Raw genomic sequence first — 20780 nt, forward strand, 5'->3', positions numbered from 1 at the left:
CGCCCCCCCCCCCCCCCCCCCCCCCCCGCGACTGGGCGCCGAGCTCTGTCACTCGCCCCCTCCGTCACGCTGCGTATCCGCAGCGCGCCACCTCCCCCGTTTCTCGGGGGAGGAGCGAGAAGCGGCGCTCCGCACCTTCACCATCTCCATTCCTCCTATCAATCACACCCTTGCCTTGACCTTCGCCGCCGCCGCCACTACGCCAGCACCAGGAAATGATAGCGGTAACTTAGTGGAGGAAATCGCATGACTTGGCTGAACGGAGCGCGTCGACGCGCCCTGGCCCTGGGATTGGTTTCGGGTCTGGCGCTGAGCGCCGCCGCCGGCCTCGCGGTCGCCGCCCCGACCACCACGGTCGACCGCAACGGCTCCTACGTCTCGGTCGAGACCTACGCTCCCAACGTCATCCGCGTGACCATCAGCCAGGACAAGGACCTGGCCAAGGCCGCCCCCGGCTACGGGATCAACGGCCAACCCAGCGACAAGGGCTGGCGTCACGACCAGAAGGCCGGCGCAGACGTCTTCACCTCCGCCGAGCTGTCGCTGGAAGTCGTCGCCCAGCCCTGGCCGGGCGCGCCCAGCCTGCAGGAGCGCTATTTCGCCCCCTCGCTGCCGCCGGTCTCGATCAAGGTCCGCAAGGCCGACGGGACCTCGCTGGTCGATATGAACGGCTGGGAGCTGTCGCCCCACGTCGTCAGCGGCGAGAAGACCTACCGCGCCGGCGCCACCTTCTCGACCACGGCCGACGAGCACTTCTACGGCCTGGGCCAGAACCAGGAGTCGGAAGGCGCGCTCGACCTGCGCGGCCGCACCATCGACTGCAAGCACGACTACGACGCCCCGCACGGCGAGACGGTCTGCGTGCCGTTCCTGGTGACCAGCAAGGGCTATGGCATCCTCTGGGACAACCCGTCGGCCACCAAGATCTATCCGGGCGTCAACGGCCGCACCCTGTGGCAGAGCAATGTCGGCGAGCGCGTGTCGTTCTTCGTCATTACCGGCAAGACCACCGACGAGATCTACGCCGGCTACCGCGCCCTGACCGGCGTCACGCCGCTGCCGCCCAAGGCCGCCTTTGGCTACATCCAGTCCAAGGCCCGCTACGAGACCCAGGCCGAGTTCATGGCCGTGGCCGACGGCTACCAGAAGCGCGGCCTGCCGCTCGACATCATGGTGCTGGACTGGTTCCACTGGACGCGGATGGGCCAGATCGACATCGATCCGACCGCCTTCCCCGACCCCAAGGGCATGAACAAGACGCTGCATGACCGCGGCGTGCAGACCATCATCAGCGTGTGGCCCCGCTTCGAGCAGGAAGGCCGCTACTTCAACTACATGGCCGACAAGGGCTATTTCCTGAAGGACGCCGACGGCAAGGTCGTCGACGGCCTGCCGTTCCGCAGCGACCGCACCGGCGCCCTGATCGACACCACCAACCCCGAGGCCCGCGACTGGTTCTGGGGCAAGATCCGCGACAACATCCTCTCGCAAGGCTTTGACTGGCTGTGGCTGGACGAGACCGAGCCTGACCTGGTGCCGTCGGGCTACTTCTTCCACGCCGGCACGGGCGACCGCGTCCGCAACGCCTTCCCGCTGATGCACACCCAGCTGGCCGCCGACGGTTCGCGCCGCGATCGTCCCGACAAGCGCAACCTGATCCTGGCCCGCGCCGCCTATACCGGCGCCCAGCGCAACGGCTCGCTGTTCTGGTCGTCCGACATCTCGCCGACCTGGGAAGTGCTCAAGCGCCAGGTGCCGACGGGCCTGAACTTCACCGCGTCCGGGCTCGCGTATTGGGGCAACGACATCGGCGGCTGGCAGTGGCTGCCGCAGACCACGACGGCGACCAGGCCGCCGCTGCTCGACCCGTCCGACGCCCGCGCCGTTGTCGGCCAGAACAACGACTATCCGGAGCTCTTCACCCGCTGGTTCCAGTACGGCGTCTTCACCCCGACCCTGCGCGTGCACGGCATGCGCAAGGAGACCGAGCTGTGGTCGTTCGGCAAGGAGGCCGAAACCGTCCTGACCAAGTACGTCCGCCTGCGCTACGCGCTGATGCCGTACCTCTACTCGATGGGCAAGACGACCTACGACACCGGCGCGCCCTTCATGCGCGGCCTGTTCATGGACTTCCCGAACGACCCGAAGGTCGCGAACATCGGCGACCAGTACATGTTCGGCCCGGCCTTCCTGGTGGCTCCGGTCACCGACCAGGGCGTCACCGAGCGCGACGTCTACCTGCCGGCCGGCGCCGACTGGTACGACTACTGGACCAACCAGAAGTACACCGGCGGCCAGACGGTCCGCGTGAAGGCCCCGATCGACACCATCCCGCTGTTCGTCCGCGCCGGTTCGATCGTGCCGATGGGCGCGCCGATCCTCAACACCAGCCAGCCCCAGGCCATCAGCGCCGTGAAGGTCTGGCCGGGCCGCGACGCCGAGTTCTCGCTCTATGACGACGACGGCGTCACCAACGCCTACGAGAAGGGCGTCGGCAAGACGGTCAAGCTGCGCTGGGACGACAAGGCCGGCAAGCTGACCGCCACGGGCGACAAGGCCCTGGCGGCCCAGGCCCAGGCCGCGGTCCAGGTGGTGAAGTAAGAGACGAAGAGGGGAGGGCGGAAACGTCCTCCTTTATTCTTGGGGGAAGCGCCGCTCATGAGCCCCTCTCCCAGAGGGAGAGGGAGGGGCCCGCCGCGAAGCGGTGGGAGGGTGAGGGGTTACGAGGTCGGACGATGTACCGGCGCTCCGTCAGACGCCGTAACCCCTCACCCCAACCCTCTCCCTATGGGAGAGGGAGCGAGCCCGCCGCCACCCGCTCCCCCAACGCCCCCGCCACCTCTTCCAGTCTCGGCCCCCAGTCATCCGCCCCCTCCGGCGCGAAGGCCCGCACGTTCGGGTACCAGGGATAGCCGCCCGTCCCCAGCATCGGCCAGGGCGGGTTGGAGGCGATGATCCAGGTCTCGACCCCGCAGGCGGCGGCCAGGTTGCTGATCGCGGTCGACGGGCCGATCATCATGTCCAGCGCGCAGGCCAGAGCCGTGACGCCCTCCAGGTCCTGCATCAAATCAAGGCCCGGGGGCTCGAGGATCTCCAGCCCTTGGGCGGCGGCCCTGGCCAGCTCCAGCTCGGGATCCCCGTACTGCAGGTTCACAAACACCGCGCCGCTTGCGCGCAGCACCGGCGCCCAGGCCTCGAACGGGGCGAAGCGGCGGTTGCGCAGGCCGTGCATAAGCCGGCTGCGCCACATGAAGCCGATCTTGGGGCCGGGACCCAGGCTGGCCAGCCACTCGCGCCAATGGGCCAGCCGGTCGGGATCGGGCGACAGAAAGGCGCGCGGGGCGAAACGGTCGGTCGTCGGCCGCAGCAGCGGCAGCAGGGCGCCCATCGGGGCCCAGGCGTCGTGTTCGGCGCCGGCGTCCGGCGCGCTGCGGGTCACGCGGCCGGCCAGGCTCGTGCTGGCGTGGGCGGCCACCTTCACGCCGGGAAAGGCGCGGGCGAACAGCGAGACGAGGCGCGGCTCCACCGCCAGGGTCAGGCGGCCGGCGGGGCCTAGGGCGGCCAGCAGGTCCGGCAGCATCGAGCCGAACAGCACCTCGTCGCCCAGGCCCTGCTCGCCGACCAGCAGCAGCGACAGGCCGCGCAGGGGCCGCGCCGGCGTCCAGCGCTCGCCAGGAATGTCGAAGGCCATGGCTTCGCGGCGTTCGGGCAGCAGGCGGGCGGCGTAGTCGCTCCAGCCGCCGGCCAAGTCGCCCAGGCACAGCCGGGCGAAGGCCCGGGTCATCCGCACCGAGGCGGCCTGCGGCGGAGTAGGGGCCGCGGCCAGGGCGGCGTCGCAGGCGGCCAGGGCGCCTGCCGCGTCGCCGACGTCGAGCCGGGCGATGGCGGCGTTGGCCAGCACCGGAACCTCGCGCGGACCCAGGCGCGCGGCCTCGTCATGGAACACCTGGGCGTCCTCGTCGTCGCCGCGCTGGGTGGCGATCGAGCCCAGCAGGCTCCAGAGGTTGGGATCCTCGGGCGCGCGGACCATCGCTTCACGCACCACCTGCAGGGCGTCGTCGAAGCGGTCGAGGTCGCGCAGGGCGCTGGCTAGGTCCTGGGCGTCGGCCAGGTCGCCCGGCGCGGCGGCGCGCACCCGGACCAGGAGATCCGCCGCCATGGCCGGCTGGCCCAGCCGCCTGGCCAGGCGTGCCAGGTCGCGCACGCCGTCGGCGTCGTCCGGCCACAGCTTGTGGGCGGCCTGATAGGCGGTGAAGGCCTTGGGCAGCTGGCCGGCCCGTTCGTAGACCAGGCCCAGCAGCCGCAGGGCCAGCGGCCCGCCCAGGGGGGCGGCGACCATGGCCTTCTTCTCGGCGGCCGGGAAATCGCCGGCCGCCAGGTCCGCGCTGGCGGCGATCATCTGGGCGCGCGGCGCGGGCGACACCTCGTCGATCCGGTCGGCGATCCGCTGCATCGGCGAGACCAGGGTGGTCGAGGCGTCGGGCGGGCAGGGGCGTTCGAGGGACGGCTGGGCGGCGGCGGGCATGGCGATCCTTCGTCCCCGGAAAGGGGGCTGAGCGGGCGTGTCCCTGCTGAAACGAAGCGTCGCCGATGAATGGGGCGCTATTTCCCCCTTTCCATCCGCGTTTCGATCCCCTATATCCGCCCGTTCACGAAGACATTTCGGCGGAGTGCGTCCACGCACGTCCGCTCTTCAACGCCCCGAGGCGCGATCAGCCGCCCTCCGATCCGCGCGAAGGGGCGCCCATCGAGCTTCCGGTCCCGGTCGCTCGCTAGGGGAATTCCAGCGTCCGACGTTCTCCGACCAGGGGAACGGCGAGGGTGGACGCCGAGGCATTCGAATTCACGCGCGGATTCCGTCCGCGCCGCAGGGAAAAAACATGGCGCAATCCTTCACCGGCAAGAAGCGGATCCGGAAGTCGTTCGGCCGCATCCCCGAAGCTGTGCAGATGCCGAACCTCATCGAGGTTCAGCGCTCCTCCTACGAGCAGTTCCTTCAGCGCGAGGTCCGTCCGGGCCAACGCCGCGACGAAGGCGTCGAGGCGGTCTTCAAGTCGGTGTTCCCGATCAAGGACTTCAACGAGCGCGCCGTGCTCGAATACGTCTCGTACGAATTCGAAGAGCCGAAGTACGACGTCGAAGAGTGCATTCAGCGCGACATGACCTTCGCCGCGCCGCTGAAGGTCAAGCTGCGCCTGATCGTGTTCGAAACCGAAGAAGAAACCGGCGCCCGGTCCGTCAAGGACATCAAGGAGCAGGACGTCTACATGGGCGACATCCCGCTCATGACCGACAAGGGCACCTTCATCGTCAACGGCACCGAGCGCGTCATCGTCTCGCAGATGCACCGCTCGCCGGGCGTGTTCTTCGACCACGACAAGGGCAAGACCCACGCCTCGGGCAAGCTGCTGTTCGCCGCCCGCGTGATCCCGTACCGCGGCTCGTGGCTCGACTTCGAGTTCGACGCCAAGGACATCGTCTACGTTCGCATCGACCGCCGCCGCAAGCTGCCGGCCACGACCTTCCTCTATGCCCTGGGCATGGACGGCGAAGAGATCCTGACCACGTTCTACGACGTCGTCCCGTTCGAAAAGCGCGCGGGCGGCTGGGCCACCCCGTACAAGGCCGAGCGTTGGCGCGGCGTGAAGCCGGAAGTCGCCCTGGTCGACGCCGACACGGGTGAGGAAATCGCTCCGGCCGGCACCAAGATCAGCGCCCGCAACGCCAAGAAGTTCGCCGACAACGGCCTGAAGACCCTGCTGCTCGGTCCGGAAGCCCTGACCGGCCGCTACCTGGCCCGCGACGCCGTCAACTTCGAGACCGGCGAGATCTACGCCGAAGCCGGCGACGAGCTGGACGTCCCGACGATCCAGGCCCTGGCCGACCAAGGCTTCGACACCATCGACGTGCTCGACATCGACCACGTCACGGTCGGCGCCTACATGCGCAACACCCTGCGCGTCGACAAGAACGCCGTCCGCGAAGACGCGCTGTTCGACATCTACCGCGTCATGCGTCCGGGCGAGCCGCCGACGGTGGAAGCCGCCGAAGCGATGTTCAAGTCGCTGTTCTTCGACGCCGAGCGCTACGACCTGTCGTCGGTCGGCCGCGTGAAGATGAACATGCGCCTCGAGCAGGAAGTCTCGGACGAAGTCCGCGTCCTGCGCAAGGAAGACGTCCTGGCCGTGCTGAAGCTGCTGGTCGGCCTGCGCGACGGCCGCGGCGAAATCGACGACATCGACAACCTCGGCAACCGCCGGGTCCGTTCGGTCGGCGAGCTGCTGGAAAACCAATACCGCGTCGGCCTGCTCCGCATGGAACGGGCGATCAAGGAACGCATGTCGTCGGTCGATATCGACACCGTCATGCCGCACGACCTGATCAACGCGAAGCCCGCCGCCGCTGCGGTGCGTGAATTCTTCGGCTCTTCGCAGCTGTCGCAGTTCATGGACCAGACGAACCCGCTGTCGGAAATCACCCACAAGCGTCGTCTCTCGGCCCTCGGCCCGGGCGGTCTGACCCGCGAACGCGCCGGCTTCGAAGTCCGCGACGTTCACCCGACCCACTACGGCCGGATCTGCCCGATTGAAACGCCGGAAGGCCCGAACATCGGTCTGATCAACTCGCTCGCCACCCACGCCCGCGTGAACAAGTACGGCTTCATCGAAAGCCCGTACCGTCGCGTGAAGGACGGCAAGCCGATGGACGAAGTCGTCTACATGTCGGCGATGGAGGAATCCAAGCACGTCATCGCCCAGTCGAACATCAAGGTGGTCGAGGGCGAGATCCTCGAAGACCTGGTTCCGGGCCGCATCAACGGCGAACCGACCCTCCTGCAAAAGGAGACGGTGGACCTGATGGACGTGTCGCCGCGCCAAGTCGTGTCGGTGGCCGCCGCCCTGATCCCGTTCCTCGAAAACGACGACGCCAACCGCGCCCTCATGGGTTCGAACATGCAGCGTCAGGCCGTGCCGCTCGTCCAGTCGGACGCCCCGCTCGTGGGCACCGGCATGGAAGCGGTCGTGGCTCGTGACTCGGGCGCCGTGGTCATCGCCAAGCGCACCGGCGTCGTCGAGCAGATCGACGGCACCCGTATCGTCGTGCGCGCCACCGAAGAAACCGACGCGGCCCGCTCGGGCGTCGACATCTACCGGATGTCGAAGTTCCAGCGCTCGAACCAGTCGACCTGCATCAACCAGCGTCCGCTGGTGCGCGTGGGCGACAAGATCAGCGCTGGCGACATCATCGCCGACGGTCCGTCGACGGAGCTGGGCGAACTGGCCCTGGGCCGCAACGCGCTCGTCGCGTTCATGCCCTGGAACGGCTACAACTTCGAAGACTCGATCCTGATCTCCGAGCGCATCGTCCGTGACGACGTCTTCACCTCGATCCACATCGAGGAATTCGAAGTCATGGCCCGCGACACCAAGCTCGGTCCGGAAGAAATCACCCGCGACATCCCGAACGTCGGCGAGGAAGCCCTGCGCAACCTCGACGAGGCCGGCATCGTGGCCATCGGCGCCGAAGTCCAGCCGGGCGACATCCTGGTCGGCAAGGTCACGCCGAAGGGCGAAAGCCCGATGACTCCGGAAGAGAAGCTGCTGCGCGCCATCTTCGGCGAGAAGGCTTCCGACGTCCGCGACACCAGCCTGCGCCTGCCCCCGGGCGTCGCCGGCACGATCGTCAACGTGCGCGTGTTCAACCGTCACGGCGTCGACAAGGACGAACGCGCCCTGGCGATCGAACGCTCGGAAATCGACCGCCTGGGCAAGGACCGCGACGACGAGTTCGCGATCCTGAACCGCAACATCTCGGGCCGCCTGAAGGACCTGCTGATCGGCAAGAACGCGCTGTCGGGCCCCAAGGGCCTGTCGCGCGGCGAGATCACCGCTGAAGGCCTGGCCTCGGTGGCCTCGGGCCTGTGGTGGCAGATCGCTCTCGACGACGAGAAGGCGATGGGCGAACTGGAAAGCCTGCGCCGTCTGTTCGACGAGAACCGCAAGCGCCTCGACCGTCGTTTCGAAGACAAGGTCGACAAGCTGCAGCGCGGCGACGAACTGCCCCCGGGCGTCATGAAGATGGTCAAGGTCTTCGTGGCCGTGAAGCGCAAGCTTCAGCCGGGCGACAAGATGGCCGGCCGTCACGGCAACAAGGGCGTCATCTCGCGCATCCTGCCGATCGAGGACATGCCGTTCCTCGCCGACGGCACCCACGTGGACCTCGTGCTGAACCCGCTGGGCGTGCCTTCGCGCATGAACGTCGGTCAGATCTTCGAAACCCACCTGGGCTGGGCCTGCGCCAACCTCGGCAAGCAGATCACCGGTCTGCTCGAGGACTGGCAGCACGGCGGCCAGAAGGACGCCCTGGTCCAACGTCTGCGTGACGTCTACGGCCCGGACGAAGAGCTGCCGGACACCGAGGAAGACCTGGTCGAGCTGGCCAAGAACCTGGGCAAGGGCGTTCCGATCGCCACCCCGGTGTTCGACGGCGCCCGGATCGAAGACATCGAGAGCCATCTCGAAATGGCCGGCGTCAATGCGTCGGGTCAGTCGATCCTGTTCGACGGCACCACCGGCGAGCAGTTCAAGCGTCCGGTCACGGTCGGCTACATCTACATGCTGAAGCTGCACCACCTGGTCGACGACAAGATCCACGCCCGTTCGATCGGTCCGTACTCGCTGGTCACCCAGCAGCCGCTGGGCGGCAAGGCCCAGTTCGGCGGTCAGCGCTTCGGGGAAATGGAAGTGTGGGCTCTGGAAGCCTACGGCGCGGCCTACACCCTGCAGGAAATGCTGACGGTGAAGTCCGACGACGTGGCCGGCCGGACCAAGGTCTACGAGAGCATCGTCCGCGGCGACGACACGTTCGAAGCCGGTATCCCGGAAAGCTTCAACGTGCTGGTCAAGGAAATGCGCTCGCTCGGCCTGAACGTCGAGCTGGAGAACAGCTGATCCGGATCTCCCTCCTCTGCGTGATCGCAGGGGAGGGGCCCTCCATCAGCCGCTCTCTGACTTAGAATTTTCGCGGGCAGTCCCGCAGAAGGAACCAAGATGAACCAGGAAGTCCTGAACATCTTCAATCCGGTCCAGGCCACGCCGACCTTCGACCAGATCCGCATCTCGCTCGCCTCGCCGGAAAAGATCCGCTCGTGGTCGTTCGGCGAGATCAAGAAGCCCGAGACCATCAACTACCGCACGTTCAAGCCCGAGCGTGACGGCCTGTTCTGCGCCCGTATCTTTGGCCCGACCAAGGACTACGAATGCCTGTGCGGCAAGTACAAGCGCATGAAGTACAAGGGCATCATCTGCGAAAAGTGCGGCGTCGAAGTCACCCTCGCCCGCGTTCGCCGCGAGCGCATGGGCCACATCGAGCTGGCCTCGCCGGTCGCCCACATCTGGTTCCTGAAGTCGCTGCCCTCGCGCATCGCCATGATGCTCGACATGCCGCTGAAGGACATCGAGCGCGTCCTGTACTTCGAATACTACATCATCACCGAGCCGGGCCTCACCCCGCTGAAGCAGCACCAGCTGCTGTCGGAAGATGACTACATCCGCGCTCAGGACGAGTACGGCGACGACAGCTTCACCGCCGAGATCGGCGCCGAGGCCGTCCAGAACCTGCTGAAGGCCATCGACCTCGAAAAAGAGGCCGAGCGTCTGCGCGAGGAACTGGCCGGCACCGTGTCGGACATGAAGCAGAAGAAGTTCAGCAAGCGCCTGAAGATCCTGGAAGCCTTCCAGGAGTCGGGCAACCGTCCCGAGTGGATGGTGCTGACGGTCGTTCCGGTCATCCCGCCGGAACTGCGTCCGCTGGTGCCGCTGGATGGCGGCCGCTTCGCCACGTCCGACCTGAACGACCTCTATCGCCGGGTCATCAACCGTAACAACCGCCTCAAGCGCCTGATCGAACTGCGCGCGCCCGACATCATCATCCGCAACGAAAAGCGGATGCTGCAGGAGTCGGTCGACGCCCTGTTCGACAACGGCCGTCGCGGTCGCGTCATCACGGGCGCCAACAAGCGCCCGCTGAAGTCGCTGGCCGACATGCTGAAGGGCAAGCAAGGCCGCTTCCGTCAGAACCTGCTCGGCAAGCGCGTCGACTACTCGGGTCGTTCGGTCATCGTCGTGGGTCCGGACCTGAAGCTGCACGAGTGCGGCCTGCCCAAGAAGATGGCTCTGGAGCTGTTCAAGCCGTTCATCTATGCGCGCCTGGACGCCAAGGGCCTGTCGGGCACCGTCAAGCAGTCCAAGCGCATGGTCGAGCGCGAACAGCCCCAGGTGTGGGACATCCTCGAAGAGGTGATCCGCGAGCACCCGGTCCTGCTGAACCGCGCGCCGACGCTTCACCGTCTGGGCATCCAGGCGTTCGAGCCGAAGCTGATCGAGGGCAAGGCCATCCAGCTGCACCCGCTGGTCTGCGCCGCGTTCAACGCCGACTTCGACGGCGACCAGATGGCCGTGCACGTCCCGCTGAGCCTGGAAGCTCAGCTGGAAGCGCGCGTCCTGATGATGTCGACCAACAACATCCTGTCGCCCGCCAACGGTCGCCCGATCATCGTGCCGTCGCAGGACATCGTCCTGGGTCTGTACTACCTGTCGGTCGCTCGCGAAGGTGAGCCGGGCGAAGGCAAGATCTTCTCGGACCTGGGCGAAATCGAAGCGGCCATGGACGCCGGCGTCGTGTCGCTGCACGCCAAGATCAAGTCGCGCTTCACCGAAGTGGAAGCCGATGGCGTGGCTCGCCGCCGCGTGATCGACACCACCCCGGGCCGCATGAAGATCGCCGCCCTGCTGCCGCGCCACCCCGCGATCGGTCACCGACTGATCGAGAAGGCGCTGACCAAGAAGGAAATCGGCAACCTCATCGACATCGTCTACCGCCACTGCGGTCAGAAGGCGACGGTGATCTTCGCCGACCAGGTCATGGGCCTGGGCTTCAAGGAAGCCGCCAAGGCCGGCATCTCGTTCGGCAAGGACGACATCATCATTCCGAAGCGCAAGGAAGCGATCGTCGCCGAGACGCGCGCCCTGGCCGAGGAATATGAGCAGCAGTACGCCGACGGTCTGATCACCAAGGGTGAGAAGTACAACAAGGTCGTCGACGCCTGGGCCAAGGCCACCGATCGCGTCGCCGACGAGATGATGGCCGAGCTGCAGACCAAGCATAAGGACGAGAACGGCCGCGAGAAGGAAATCAACGCCATCTACATGATGGCCCACTCCGGCGCGCGTGGTTCGCAAGCCCAGATGAAGCAGCTGGGCGGCATGCGCGGCCTGATGGCCAAGCCCTCCGGCGAGATCATCGAGACCCCGATCGTCTCGAACTTCAAGGAAGGCCTGACCGTTCAGGAGTACTTCAACTCCACCCACGGCGCCCGTAAGGGTCTGGCCGACACCGCGCTGAAGACGGCCAACTCGGGTTACCTGACCCGTCGTCTGGTCGACGTCGCGCAGGACTGCATCATCGTCGAGGAAGACTGCGGCACCACGAAGGGCATCACCCTGCGCGCCGTCGTCGAAGGCGGCGACGTGCTGGTCTCGCTGGGCACCCGCGTCCTGGGCCGCTTCACGGCCGAGGACGTCAAGGATCCGGCGACCGGCGAGCTGGTCGCTCCGGCCGACACCTATATCGACGAGAACATGGCCGACGCCATCGAGGCGGCGGCTGTCCAGTCGGTGAAGGTCCGTTCGGTCCTGACCTGCGAAGCCAAGATCGGCGTCTGCGGCGCCTGCTACGGCCGCGACCTGGCCCGCGGCACCCCGGTCAACATCGGTGAAGCTGTCGGCGTCATCGCCGCCCAGTCGATCGGTGAGCCGGGCACGCAGCTGACCATGCGTACGTTCCACATCGGCGGCACGGCCCAGGTGGCCGAGCAGTCGTTCTTCGAAAGCAGCAACGACGGCGTGGTCCGCGTGACCGGCGCCACCGTGATCGGGTCGGACGGCCAGCTGGTCGTCATGAGCCGCAACACGGCCGTGAGCGTGCTGGTCGACGGCAAGGAACGCGAAAACTACAAGCCGCCTTACGGCGCTCGCCTGAAGATCAAGGACGGCGACACCGTCAAGCGCGGCCAGCGCCTGGCCGACTGGGACCCCTACACCACGCCGATCATCACCGAAGTCGGCGGCCGCATCCGCGCCGAAGACCTGGTGGACGGCTTCTCGGTCCGCGAAGAAGTCGACGAAGCGACGGGCATCGCCCAGCGCGTCATCGCCGACTGGCGCGCGTCGGCTCGCGGTTCGGACCTGCGTCCGGCCATGGGCGTGCTGGCCGAGGACGGCTCGTACAAGCGTCTGTCGAACGGCGGCGAGGCTCGCTACCTCCTGTCGGTCGGCGCCATTCTCTCGGTGGCCGACGGCGACGAAGTGAAGCCGGGCGAGGTCATCGCCCGTATCCCGACCGAAGGCGCCAAGACCCGGGACATCACCGGTGGTCTGCCGCGCGTCGCCGAACTCTTCGAAGCCCGCCGTCCGAAGGACTGCGCGGTCATCGCGGAAATGGACGGCCGTGTCGAATTCGGCAAGGATTACAAGAACAAGCGCCGCATCAAGATCACCCCGGAAGTCGACGCAGACGGCAACCAGGGCGAGGCGGTCGAGTTCCTGATCCCGAAGGGCAAGCACATCGCGGTGCATGATGGCGACTTCATCACGCGCGGCGAGTACATCATCGACGGCAACCCGGATCCGCACGATATCCTGCGCATCCTGGGCGTCGAAGCCCTGGCCAACTTCCTCGTCGACGAGATCCAGGAGGTCTATCGTCTGCAGGGCGTGCCGATCAACGACAAGCACATCGAGACGATCGTTCGTCAGATGCTGCAGAAGGTCGAGATCCTCGAGCCCGGCGACACCGGCCTTATCAAGGGCGACCACCTCGATAAGCCGGACTTCGACAAGGAACAGGAAAAGGCGATCGCGCGCGGCGGCCGTCCGGCTGTGACCCAGCCGGTGCTGCTCGGCATCACCAAGGCCTCGCTGCAGACCAAGAGCTTCATCTCGGCCGCGTCGTTCCAGGAAACGACCCGCGTCCTGACCGAAGCCTCGGTGCACGGCAAGACCGACACCCTGGAAGGCCTGAAAGAAAACGTCATCGTGGGTCGCCTGATCCCCGCTGGTACGGGTTCCTACCTGCGCAGCCTGCAGCGCGTCGCCGCCAAGCGCGACGAGCAGCTGGCCCAGCAGCGCGAAGAAGCGATGGAGCCGCTGCCGGCCGAGATCGCGCTCTCGGACGCCGAATAGGCGTCCGAGACAACTCGGAAACCAGGATGCCGGAAGGCATCCTGGGCGGACGCCGAGTACTCGGTCGATCAGAGCAACTACGGAAAGGCCCGGGAGAGATCCCGGGCCTTTTTCGTTTGAGGGGCCGATCGGCGCTGGGCTTGTCGGATATCTTCTCGCACTATAAGTTGAATTCGTTTCAGCGCTTTTCCTAAAATTGAAATGGGCCCCGCGCCTTGGTGCGCGGGCATTGGCGGCGTACGCCGCAGCGGGGCGCGTAGATGGATATTCTTTCGCAGACGCTGGCCGCGCTCAAAGAGCTGATGGCGATGTTTCGTCTAGAGCGGATCATCTATCTTATCTGCACGGTCGTATCGTTCTGCCTCATGGTCTATGCGGTCGTGCTGTTCTTCAATCAGAAGGGCGTATCGCTCGAGGCGTTTGGCCTGATCTTCGGAGCGACGGGCGTGACGGCGGTTTCGGCGGCGCGCGTCACGTTTTTCCTGAACAAGTCTTTTGATCTGGTCGATGCGATCGTGCGCAGGGCGGCCGATCTCGAGCCGAAGCCATGACGCCCGAGGTCTTCGATCTGGAAGCCCTCGAGAGGCTGAAGGGCTATGGGCGGTGGACGCGACCCCTGACGCTGATCGGCCTGATCGCGGTGGCGCTCGGCCTGGTCATGATCGCCATCTATCTGCAGGGGCAGCGCCAACTGGCCGAGCGTCGCGCGGCCCAGCTGGAGGTACGTCTGCAGCTGATGACCACGACGCTGGCCGACGCGCAGGCGGCGCTTGTTCGGCTGCAGGCCGATCGCCGTGAGCAGGCGGGCGCGGACCAGACCGCACAGGCGGCCCAGGTGTCGGCCCTGTTGGCCAACGCCAGCCAGCAGGTCGCGGTGCTGAAGCGTGAAGTGGCGGCTCCGGCCGTCATCCCTGCGCAGGCCGCGGCGCCCAGAGGCCCTATCCGGATCTTCCTGCATATCGGATCCGAGGATCAACGAGCCGGGGCCGAGGCGTTCCGGGCGCGGTTGGCGCTGCAGCAGTTTGACGGTCGCCCGATCGTGGCCCCGGGTGTCGAGCGCGCCCGGTCCGAGCCGATGGGCACTCTGCGCTGCCTGAAGGTCGAGGATTGCAAGTGGGCTGGGGAGCTGGCCAACGTGATCAACGCGCAGCTGGCTTCGCCCGGGTTCAAGGTGAAGGATCTCAGCCGGACCTATGATCGCAATCCGAAGGTCCAGCCCGGAACGATCGAACTTTGGTTTCAGGACGAGCCCATCGTGATCAAGGCCGACGGGAAAGCAGGCGAGGCCGCGCTGGCGGCTCGGCGCAACCTCGAATAGAACAAGAGTATGTAAAAAGACTCGCGTTATTTCAGCGCGTTAAATGAAATTTCAGTCGGTGCGGGCGAGAACAGGGCAAATTCCTTCCCTTCGCCCGGACCCCATGCGCTCGGATATTTCCACCAAGGTCAGCCTGACCATCGCCGCCGCCTTCGCCGTCCTGCTGGCCGGCCTGCTGGGCGTCGTCGCCTGGAGCTCCCTCGGCTTCGCCAAGCGCCAGGCCGTGGCCCAGCAGGAAACCAGCATGCGCGTGGCCTGGGACGTCATCGGCCGCCAGGGCCAGGCCTTCCGCCGCGAGGGCGACCAGCTGTTCGTCGGCGACCACGCCCTGAACGGCGACCTGGCCGGCGTCGACCGGGTCAAGGCCCTGGCCGGCGGCGTCGCCACCGTGTTCATGGGCGACACCCGCATCACCACCAATGTCGAGAAGCCCGACGGCTCGCGCGCGGTCGGCACCACCCTGGCCAAGGGTCCGGTCTATGACGCCGTGCTCGGTCGCGGCGAGGCCTATCGCGGCGAGACCCAGATCCTCAAGCGCGCCTATTTCGTCGCCTACGACCCGATCAAGGACGCCTCGGGCCAGGTGATCGGCGTGATGTTCGTCGGCGTGCCCAAGGCCGACTACTTCGGTCCCGTCTATCGTCAGCTCGCCTGGCTTGGCGCGGCCGGCCTGGTCCTGGGCCTGGCCGGCGGCGTCGCCTCGGTCCTGACCGTGCGCCGCCAGCTGTCGCCGCTGAAGACCCTGCGCGAGGCCATGGCCCGGCTGATGAAGGGCGACCTGTCGGTGGCCCTGCCGTTCGCCGGCCGCCGCGACGACATCGGCCTGATGGCCGACGCCGTCCACGCCTTCCGCGACGACGCCGAGGCCAAGCAGCGCATCGAGGCCGACGCCGCCAGCCACCGCGACCAGAGCGAGGCCGAGCGCGCCGCCGCCCAGGCCCGCGACGCCCGCGCCGCCCGCGAGCAGGGCCTGGTCGTCGACAGCCTGGCCCAGGGCCTGGAGCGCCTGTCGAACGGCGACCTGACCGTCCGCCTCGACCAGCCCTTCGCCCACGACTACGAGGGCCTGCGCCGCGACTTCAACCAGGCCGTCGAGCGCCTGGAGACGGCCATGAGCGCCGTGGTCGACGCCGTCGGCGCCCTCAACACCGGGGCCGGGAGCATCGCCGACGCCTCGTCCGACATCTCCGACCGCACCGAGCAGCAGGCCGCCAGCCTGGAAGAGACCGCCGCGGCCCTAGACGAGGTCACCGTCACCGTCCGCCGCACCGCCGAAGGCGCCCGCGGGGCCCACGAGGCCGTCCGCGAGGCCCAGGCCGAAGCCGGCCGCTCGCGCTCGGTGGTCCAGGAAACCATCGCGGCCATCGGCGGCGTCGAGGCCTCGTCCCGCCAGGTCGGCCAGATCGTCGGCGTGATCGACGAGATCGCCTTCCAGACCAACCTCCTGGCGCTCAACGCCGGCGTCGAAGCCGCTCGGGCGGGGGATGCGGGCAAGGGCTTCGCCGTCGTCGCCCAGGAAGTCCGGGCCCTGGCCCAGCGCTCGGCCGAGGCGGCCAAGGAGATCAAGGTCCACATCGCCGACAGCGCCCGCCAGGTCGAGGCCGGGGTCAAGCTGGTCGGTCGCACCGGCGAGGCCCTGCAGAAGATCGTCGCCCAGGTCGAGGCCATCGACGGCATCGTCAGCGAGATCGCCGCCGGCGCCCAGGAGCAGTCGGCGGGCCTGTCGCAGGTCAACACCGCCGTCAACCAGATGGACCAGGGCGCCCAGCGCAACGCCGCCCTGATCAGCCGTTCGGCCGGCGACAGCCGCAACCTGGTTTCGGCCGCCGACGAGCTGTCGGGCATGGTCGCCCGCTTCCGCACCACCCCGGCCTCGGCCTCGTTCCGCCGCGCCGGCTGAGGTCAGTTCCTGGGCCGGCCCAGGGCGTCCGTGCCCGGCAGGCCCAGGGGGATCTCCTTCATCTTGCCCAGGCCGTCGCGGCTGCGATGGTCGACGCCCATGCCCATGGGCGACTCCCGATAGCGGCGATCGGCCTCCTGCCGGGCGGCCTGCTGGTCGAAGCCGGCGCGCTTGGCCGCCTCGATGGGGGCGGCGTATTCCGGGGCCTTGCGGGCGGCCTCGCCCCAGCGCTCGTCGCAGCGCTCTTCCTCACGCCGATTGAGGCCGACGGTCTTGCCGTTGGCGCAGCCCGTTCCGCTGCCGCGCAGGGCCGTCCTGACGTCGCCGGCCGGCTGGGCGGCGGGCAGGGGCGCCGGATGCTCGGCGTTTCCGCGTCCGCGCGCCCCCGTCGCCGGCGCCGCCACGAAGGGGGAGGGGGCGATTCCCGCCGGCGCCGGACGCCTGGCCTCGCGCGGATTCGCCAGAGGTGGAGCGAGCGGTGCGGCAGGGGCCGCCGCCGGGGCCTGGACCGCCTCGCGGGGCCGCTCGCGCGGCGCCTCGCTGACCAGGTCGATCGTCACCGCCGACACCGTGTCCAGGTCGGGGAACACCGCCCGCACGGGCAGGGCCAGCCATGCCAGGACCAGCAGATGCAGCGCCGCGGACCCGCCGGCCAGGGCCCAGAAACGCTTGTCGCGCCTGGGCTCGCCGCGGTGATCCAGCAGCAGGGTTATGGACCGCGCGGCGGCTTCGACCACGAAAGACTCGACAGGCAAGGGCAGGTTGCGCATGGAGGCTGGCGATCGCCTATGGCGAAAGCGTGGCCGCCTAAACGCTCCATTAACCGACGCGGAAGCGGGCGATTGACGTGGAGCGCCTTCGCGAGTAGGTTCCGCGCTCTTTTCGAGGTGGGCCTTCGCGCCCGTCCTGATGAGCGTCCGTCCTTTAACCGACGGCAGGCCCGCCGGAACGCTTTCCGCGTCCCGGCGAGTTTCGTGTTTATCGGGTCTCCAACCGGAGCCTTGAAGCCGGAAAGAAGAACAACAAGGACCCTGAAGCGCCTCGGCCGAAAGGCACACGCTTCCATCAGAGCAGAGACTTAATGCCTACCGTCAACCAGCTCATCCGCAAGCCGCGCTCTCCGAAGCCGGTCCGGAACAAGGTGCCCGCCCTGAAGGGCTGCCCCCAACGTCGCGGCGTCTGCACCCGCGTCTACACGACGACCCCGAAGAAGCCGAACTCGGCTCTGCGTAAGGTCGCCAAGGTCCGTCTGACCACCGGCATCGAAGCCGTGTGCTACATCCCGGGCGAAGGCCACAACCTGCAGGAGCACTCGGTGGTGCTCATCCGCGGCGGCCGCGTCAAGGACTTGCCCGGCGTCCGCTACCACATCCTGCGCGGCGTCCTCGACACCCAAGGTGTCAAGGATCGTAAGCAGCGTCGTTCGCTCTACGGCGCCAAGCGTCCGAAGTAAGGAAAAGAAGAATGTCCCGCCGCCGTCGCGCCGAGAAACGCCAAGTCCTGCCGGATCCCAAGTTTGGGGACCTGATCGTCACGAAGTTCATGAACTACGTGATGTACGAAGGCAAAAAAGCCGTCGCTGAAAACATCATCTATGGTGCTTTCGACATCCTGGAAAACAAGCGCAAGGACCAAGGTCCGCTTGAGACCTTCCACTCCGCCCTGGACAACGTCGCCCCGGCGATCGAAGTCCGGTCGCGCCGCGTCGGCGGCGCCACCTATCAGGTGCCGGTGGAAGTCCGTCCGGACCGTCGTCGCGCCCTGGCCATCCGTTGGCTGGTGACCGCCGCTCGCAAGCGCGGCGAAAACACCATGACCGAAAAGCTGGCTGGTGAGCTCCTCGACGCTTCCAACAACCGCGGCACCGCGGTGAAGAAGCGCGAAGACACCCACAAGATGGCTGAAGCCAACCGGGCCTTCTCGCACTACCGCTGGTAAGCTTTCTTACCAGCACTCTTTCAGGCGCGGGCGGTTTGCGATAAACCGCCCGCGCCGCACGTTTAAATCCCGGTCGTGTCCGTCAGGGCCGCCCCGTTTCGCAGAGCGATCGCTATGCCCCGCACGCATAAAATCGAAGACTACCGCAACTTCGGCATCATGGCCCACATCGACGCGGGCAAGACGACGACGACCGAGCGGATCCTGTATTACACCGGTAAGTCCCACAAGATCGGCGAAGTCCACGACGGCGCCGCGACCATGGACTGGATGGAGCAGGAGCAAGAGCGCGGCATCACGATCACGTCGGCCGCGACGACCGCTTTCTGGAACGAAAAGCGCCTCAACATCATCGACACCCCCGGGCACGTCGACTTCACCATCGAAGTCGAGCGCAGCCTGCGCGTCCTCGACGGCGCCGTGACGGTGCTGGACGGCAACGCCGGCGTCGAGCCGCAGACCGAAACCGTCTGGCGCCAGGCCGACAAGTACAAGGTTCCGCGGATCGTGTTCGTCAACAAGATGGACAAGATCGGCGCCGACTTCGACAAGTCGGTCGAGTCGATCCGCGACCGCCTGGGCGCCAAGGCCGTGCCGATCCAATTCCCGATCGGTTCGGAATCGGCCCTGAAGGGCCTGGTGGACCTGGTCCGCATGAAGGCCGTGGTCTGGGACAATGACGGCCTGGGCGCGACCTATCGCGACGAAGAGATCCCGGCCGACCTGCTGGACAAGGCCGTGGAAGCCCGCGCCTATCTGGTCGAGAACGCCGTCGAACTCGACGACGACGCCATGGAAGCTTATCTGGGCGGCGAAGAGCCCTCGGAAGAAGTGATCAAGAAGTGCATCCGTAAGGCCGTGCTGACGGGCGCCTTCTATCCGATCCTTTGCGGCTCGGCCTTCAAGAACAAGGGCGTGCAGCCGCTGCTGGACGCCGTCGTCGACTACCTGCCGTCGCCGGTGGACATCCCCGCGACCAAGGGCATCGACTTCAAGACCGAAGAAGAAGTCACCCGCAAGGCCTCGGACGAAGAGCCGCTGTCGGTTCTGGCGTTCAAGATCATGGACGACCCCTTCGTCGGTTCGCTGACCTTCTGCCGCATCTATTCGGGCAAGCTGGAAACCGGCATGTCGCTGCTGAACTCGACGCGCGACAAGCGCGAGCGCGTCGGCCGCATGCTGCTGATGCACAGCAACAACCGCGAAGACATCAAGGAAGCCTATGCCGGCGACATCGTCGCCCTGGCCGGCCTGAAGGAAACCCGCACGGGCGACACCCTGTGCGATCCCCTGAAGTCGCCGGTCATCCTGGAGCGCATGGAATTCCCGGCCCCGGTCATCGAGATCGCCGTCGAGCCCAAGTCGAAGGCCGACCAGGAGAAGCTGGGCGTCGCCCTGCAGAAGCTGGCCGCCGAAGATCCGTCCTTCACCGTCTCGACCGACTTCGAGTCGGGCCAGACGATCCTGAAGGGCATGGGCGAGCTGCACCTCGACATCAAGATCGACATTCTGAAGCGCACCTACAAGGTCGAAGCCAACATCGGCGCGCCGCAGGTCGCCTATCGTGAATCGCTGGGCCGCAAGGTCGACATCGACTACACGCACAAGAAGCAGACCGGTGGTACGGGCCAGTTCGCCCGCGTCATGATCACCTTTGAACCGGGTGAACCCGGCTCGGGCTTCGTGTTCGAAAACGCGATCGTCGGCGGCGCCGTGCCGAAGGAATACATCCCCGGCGTCCAGAAGGGCCTGGAATCGGTCAAGGACAACGGCCTGCTGGCCGGCTTCCCGCTGATCGACTTCAAGGCGACCCTGACGGACGGCAAGTACCACGACGTCGACTCGTCGGTCCTGGCCTTCGAAATCGCCTCGCGCGCCGCCTTCAAGGAACTGCGCGAAAAGGGCAGCCCCAAGCTGCTCGAGCCGATCATGAAGGTCGAGGTCGTGACCCCGGAAGAGTACCTGGGTTCGGTCATCGGCGACCTGAACAGCCGTCGCGGCATGATCCAGGGTCAAGACATGCGCGGCAACGCGACGGTCGTGAACGCCTTCGTTCCGCTGGCCAACATGTTCGGTTACGTGAACACCCTGCGGGGCATGTCGCAAGGCCGCGCCCAGTTCAGCATGGTCTACGATCACTACGAGCCGGTGCCGCAGCACGTCGCCGACGAAGTGATCAAGAAGTACGCCTAAGCTTTTCGTCCCCGGACGAAACGTTTAGCGGAAGAGTAGGGCGGGTCTTCGGACCCGCCCGCCCAACCCCAGAAGTTCAACCAAAGGCCCCTCTGGGGTCCTGGAGCTAAGAAGATGGCCAAGGAAAAGTTCGAACGTAATAAGCCGCACTGCAACATCGGCACCATCGGTCACGTTGACCATGGCAAGA

At 66.9% G+C, this 20780-nt stretch carries 12 protein-coding genes and 1 pseudogene; 10 read left to right on the forward strand and 3 right to left on the reverse strand.

Annotated features, from left to right (window positions below):
* Positions 1-246 precede the first annotated feature (246 nt).
* On the forward strand, positions 247-2601 hold the full coding sequence (locus tag AC07N1_RS24245) for a glycoside hydrolase family 31 protein (protein WP_494674122.1): 2355 nt from the start codon (positions 247-249) through the stop codon (positions 2599-2601).
* Between the two features lie 33 nt (positions 2602-2634).
* Here the strand turns inward: AC07N1_RS24245 and AC07N1_RS24250 are convergent.
* Positions 2635-2772: pseudogene (locus tag AC07N1_RS24250) on the reverse strand (hypothetical protein).
* 13 nt (positions 2773-2785) lie between these two features.
* Complete coding sequence (locus AC07N1_RS24255; RefSeq protein ID WP_494674123.1) at positions 2786-4525, reverse strand: flagellar protein FlbA; 1740 nt, start codon at positions 4523-4525, stop codon at positions 2786-2788.
* 355 nt (positions 4526-4880) lie between these two features.
* On the opposite strand from AC07N1_RS24255, the gene rpoB reads away from it, so the two are divergent.
* The 5 genes from rpoB (at position 4881) to AC07N1_RS24280 (ending at position 16459) form a co-directional block, all read left to right on the forward strand.
* On the forward strand, positions 4881-8951 hold the full coding sequence (gene rpoB, locus AC07N1_RS24260; protein WP_494674124.1) for a DNA-directed RNA polymerase subunit beta: 4071 nt from the start codon (positions 4881-4883) through the stop codon (positions 8949-8951).
* Between the two features lie 99 nt (positions 8952-9050).
* On the forward strand, positions 9051-13241 hold the full coding sequence (gene rpoC, locus AC07N1_RS24265) for a DNA-directed RNA polymerase subunit beta' (RefSeq protein WP_487292082.1): 4191 nt from the start codon (positions 9051-9053) through the stop codon (positions 13239-13241).
* Positions 13242-13501: 260 nt separating this feature from the next.
* A complete protein-coding gene (locus AC07N1_RS24270; RefSeq protein WP_494674125.1) occupies positions 13502-13792 on the forward strand; it encodes a hypothetical protein in 291 nt (96 codons plus the stop codon).
* Positions 13789-14559, forward strand: a complete 771-nt coding sequence (locus AC07N1_RS24275; RefSeq protein ID WP_494674126.1) for a hypothetical protein — start codon at positions 13789-13791, stop codon at positions 14557-14559. The genes AC07N1_RS24270 and AC07N1_RS24275 overlap by 4 nt, the downstream gene beginning before the upstream one ends.
* 103 nt (positions 14560-14662) lie before the next feature.
* Positions 14663-16459: a methyl-accepting chemotaxis protein gene (locus AC07N1_RS24280; RefSeq protein WP_494674127.1), complete on the forward strand. Its 1797-nt coding sequence runs from the start codon at positions 14663-14665 to the stop codon at positions 16457-16459.
* 2 nt (positions 16460-16461) lie between these two features.
* Here the strand turns inward: AC07N1_RS24280 and AC07N1_RS24285 are convergent, their stop codons facing one another.
* A complete protein-coding gene (locus tag AC07N1_RS24285) occupies positions 16462-17196 on the reverse strand; it encodes a hypothetical protein (protein ID WP_494674128.1) in 735 nt (244 codons plus the stop codon).
* Between the two features lie 344 nt (positions 17197-17540).
* Between AC07N1_RS24285 and rpsL the strand changes: the two genes are divergently transcribed.
* The 4 genes from rpsL to AC07N1_RS24305 all read left to right on the forward strand — a co-directional run.
* Entirely contained in the window at positions 17541-17912 is a 372-nt protein-coding gene (gene rpsL, locus AC07N1_RS24290; protein WP_058350131.1) for a 30S ribosomal protein S12, read from the forward strand.
* A gap of 11 nt (positions 17913-17923) precedes the next feature.
* Positions 17924-18397, forward strand: coding sequence for a 30S ribosomal protein S7 (gene rpsG, locus AC07N1_RS24295; RefSeq protein WP_007661568.1), 474 nt, complete (start codon positions 17924-17926; stop codon positions 18395-18397).
* Positions 18398-18511: 114 nt separating this feature from the next.
* On the forward strand, positions 18512-20590 hold the full coding sequence (gene fusA, locus AC07N1_RS24300; RefSeq protein ID WP_494674129.1) for an elongation factor G: 2079 nt from the start codon (positions 18512-18514) through the stop codon (positions 20588-20590).
* Between the two features lie 114 nt (positions 20591-20704).
* A partial coding sequence (locus AC07N1_RS24305; protein WP_334349513.1) for a hypothetical protein occupies positions 20705-20780 on the forward strand: 76 nt, incomplete at its 3' end.

This window comes from Caulobacter sp. GW821-FHT09B11, assembly GCF_059418205.1.

Excerpts from the sequence above, each read along its gene's own strand:
- rpsG (WP_007661568.1), top strand. The coding sequence starts at position 17,924 with ATGTCCCGCCGCCGTCGCGCCGAGAAACGCCAAGTCCTGCCGGATCCC.
- AC07N1_RS24245 (WP_494674122.1), top strand. The coding sequence starts at position 247 with ATGACTTGGCTGAACGGAGCGCGTCGACGCGCCCTGGCCCTGGGATTG.
- AC07N1_RS24280 (WP_494674127.1), top strand. The coding sequence starts at position 14,663 with ATGCGCTCGGATATTTCCACCAAGGTCAGCCTGACCATCGCCGCCGCC.
- rpsL (WP_058350131.1), top strand. The coding sequence starts at position 17,541 with ATGCCTACCGTCAACCAGCTCATCCGCAAGCCGCGCTCTCCGAAGCCG.
- AC07N1_RS24270 (WP_494674125.1), top strand. The coding sequence starts at position 13,502 with ATGGATATTCTTTCGCAGACGCTGGCCGCGCTCAAAGAGCTGATGGCG.
- fusA (WP_494674129.1), top strand. The coding sequence starts at position 18,512 with ATGCCCCGCACGCATAAAATCGAAGACTACCGCAACTTCGGCATCATG.
- AC07N1_RS24255 (WP_494674123.1), bottom strand. The coding sequence starts at position 4,525 with ATGCCCGCCGCCGCCCAGCCGTCCCTCGAACGCCCCTGCCCGCCCGAC.
- rpoB (WP_494674124.1), top strand. The coding sequence starts at position 4,881 with ATGGCGCAATCCTTCACCGGCAAGAAGCGGATCCGGAAGTCGTTCGGC.
- AC07N1_RS24275 (WP_494674126.1), top strand. The coding sequence starts at position 13,789 with ATGACGCCCGAGGTCTTCGATCTGGAAGCCCTCGAGAGGCTGAAGGGC.
- rpoC (WP_487292082.1), top strand. The coding sequence starts at position 9,051 with ATGAACCAGGAAGTCCTGAACATCTTCAATCCGGTCCAGGCCACGCCG.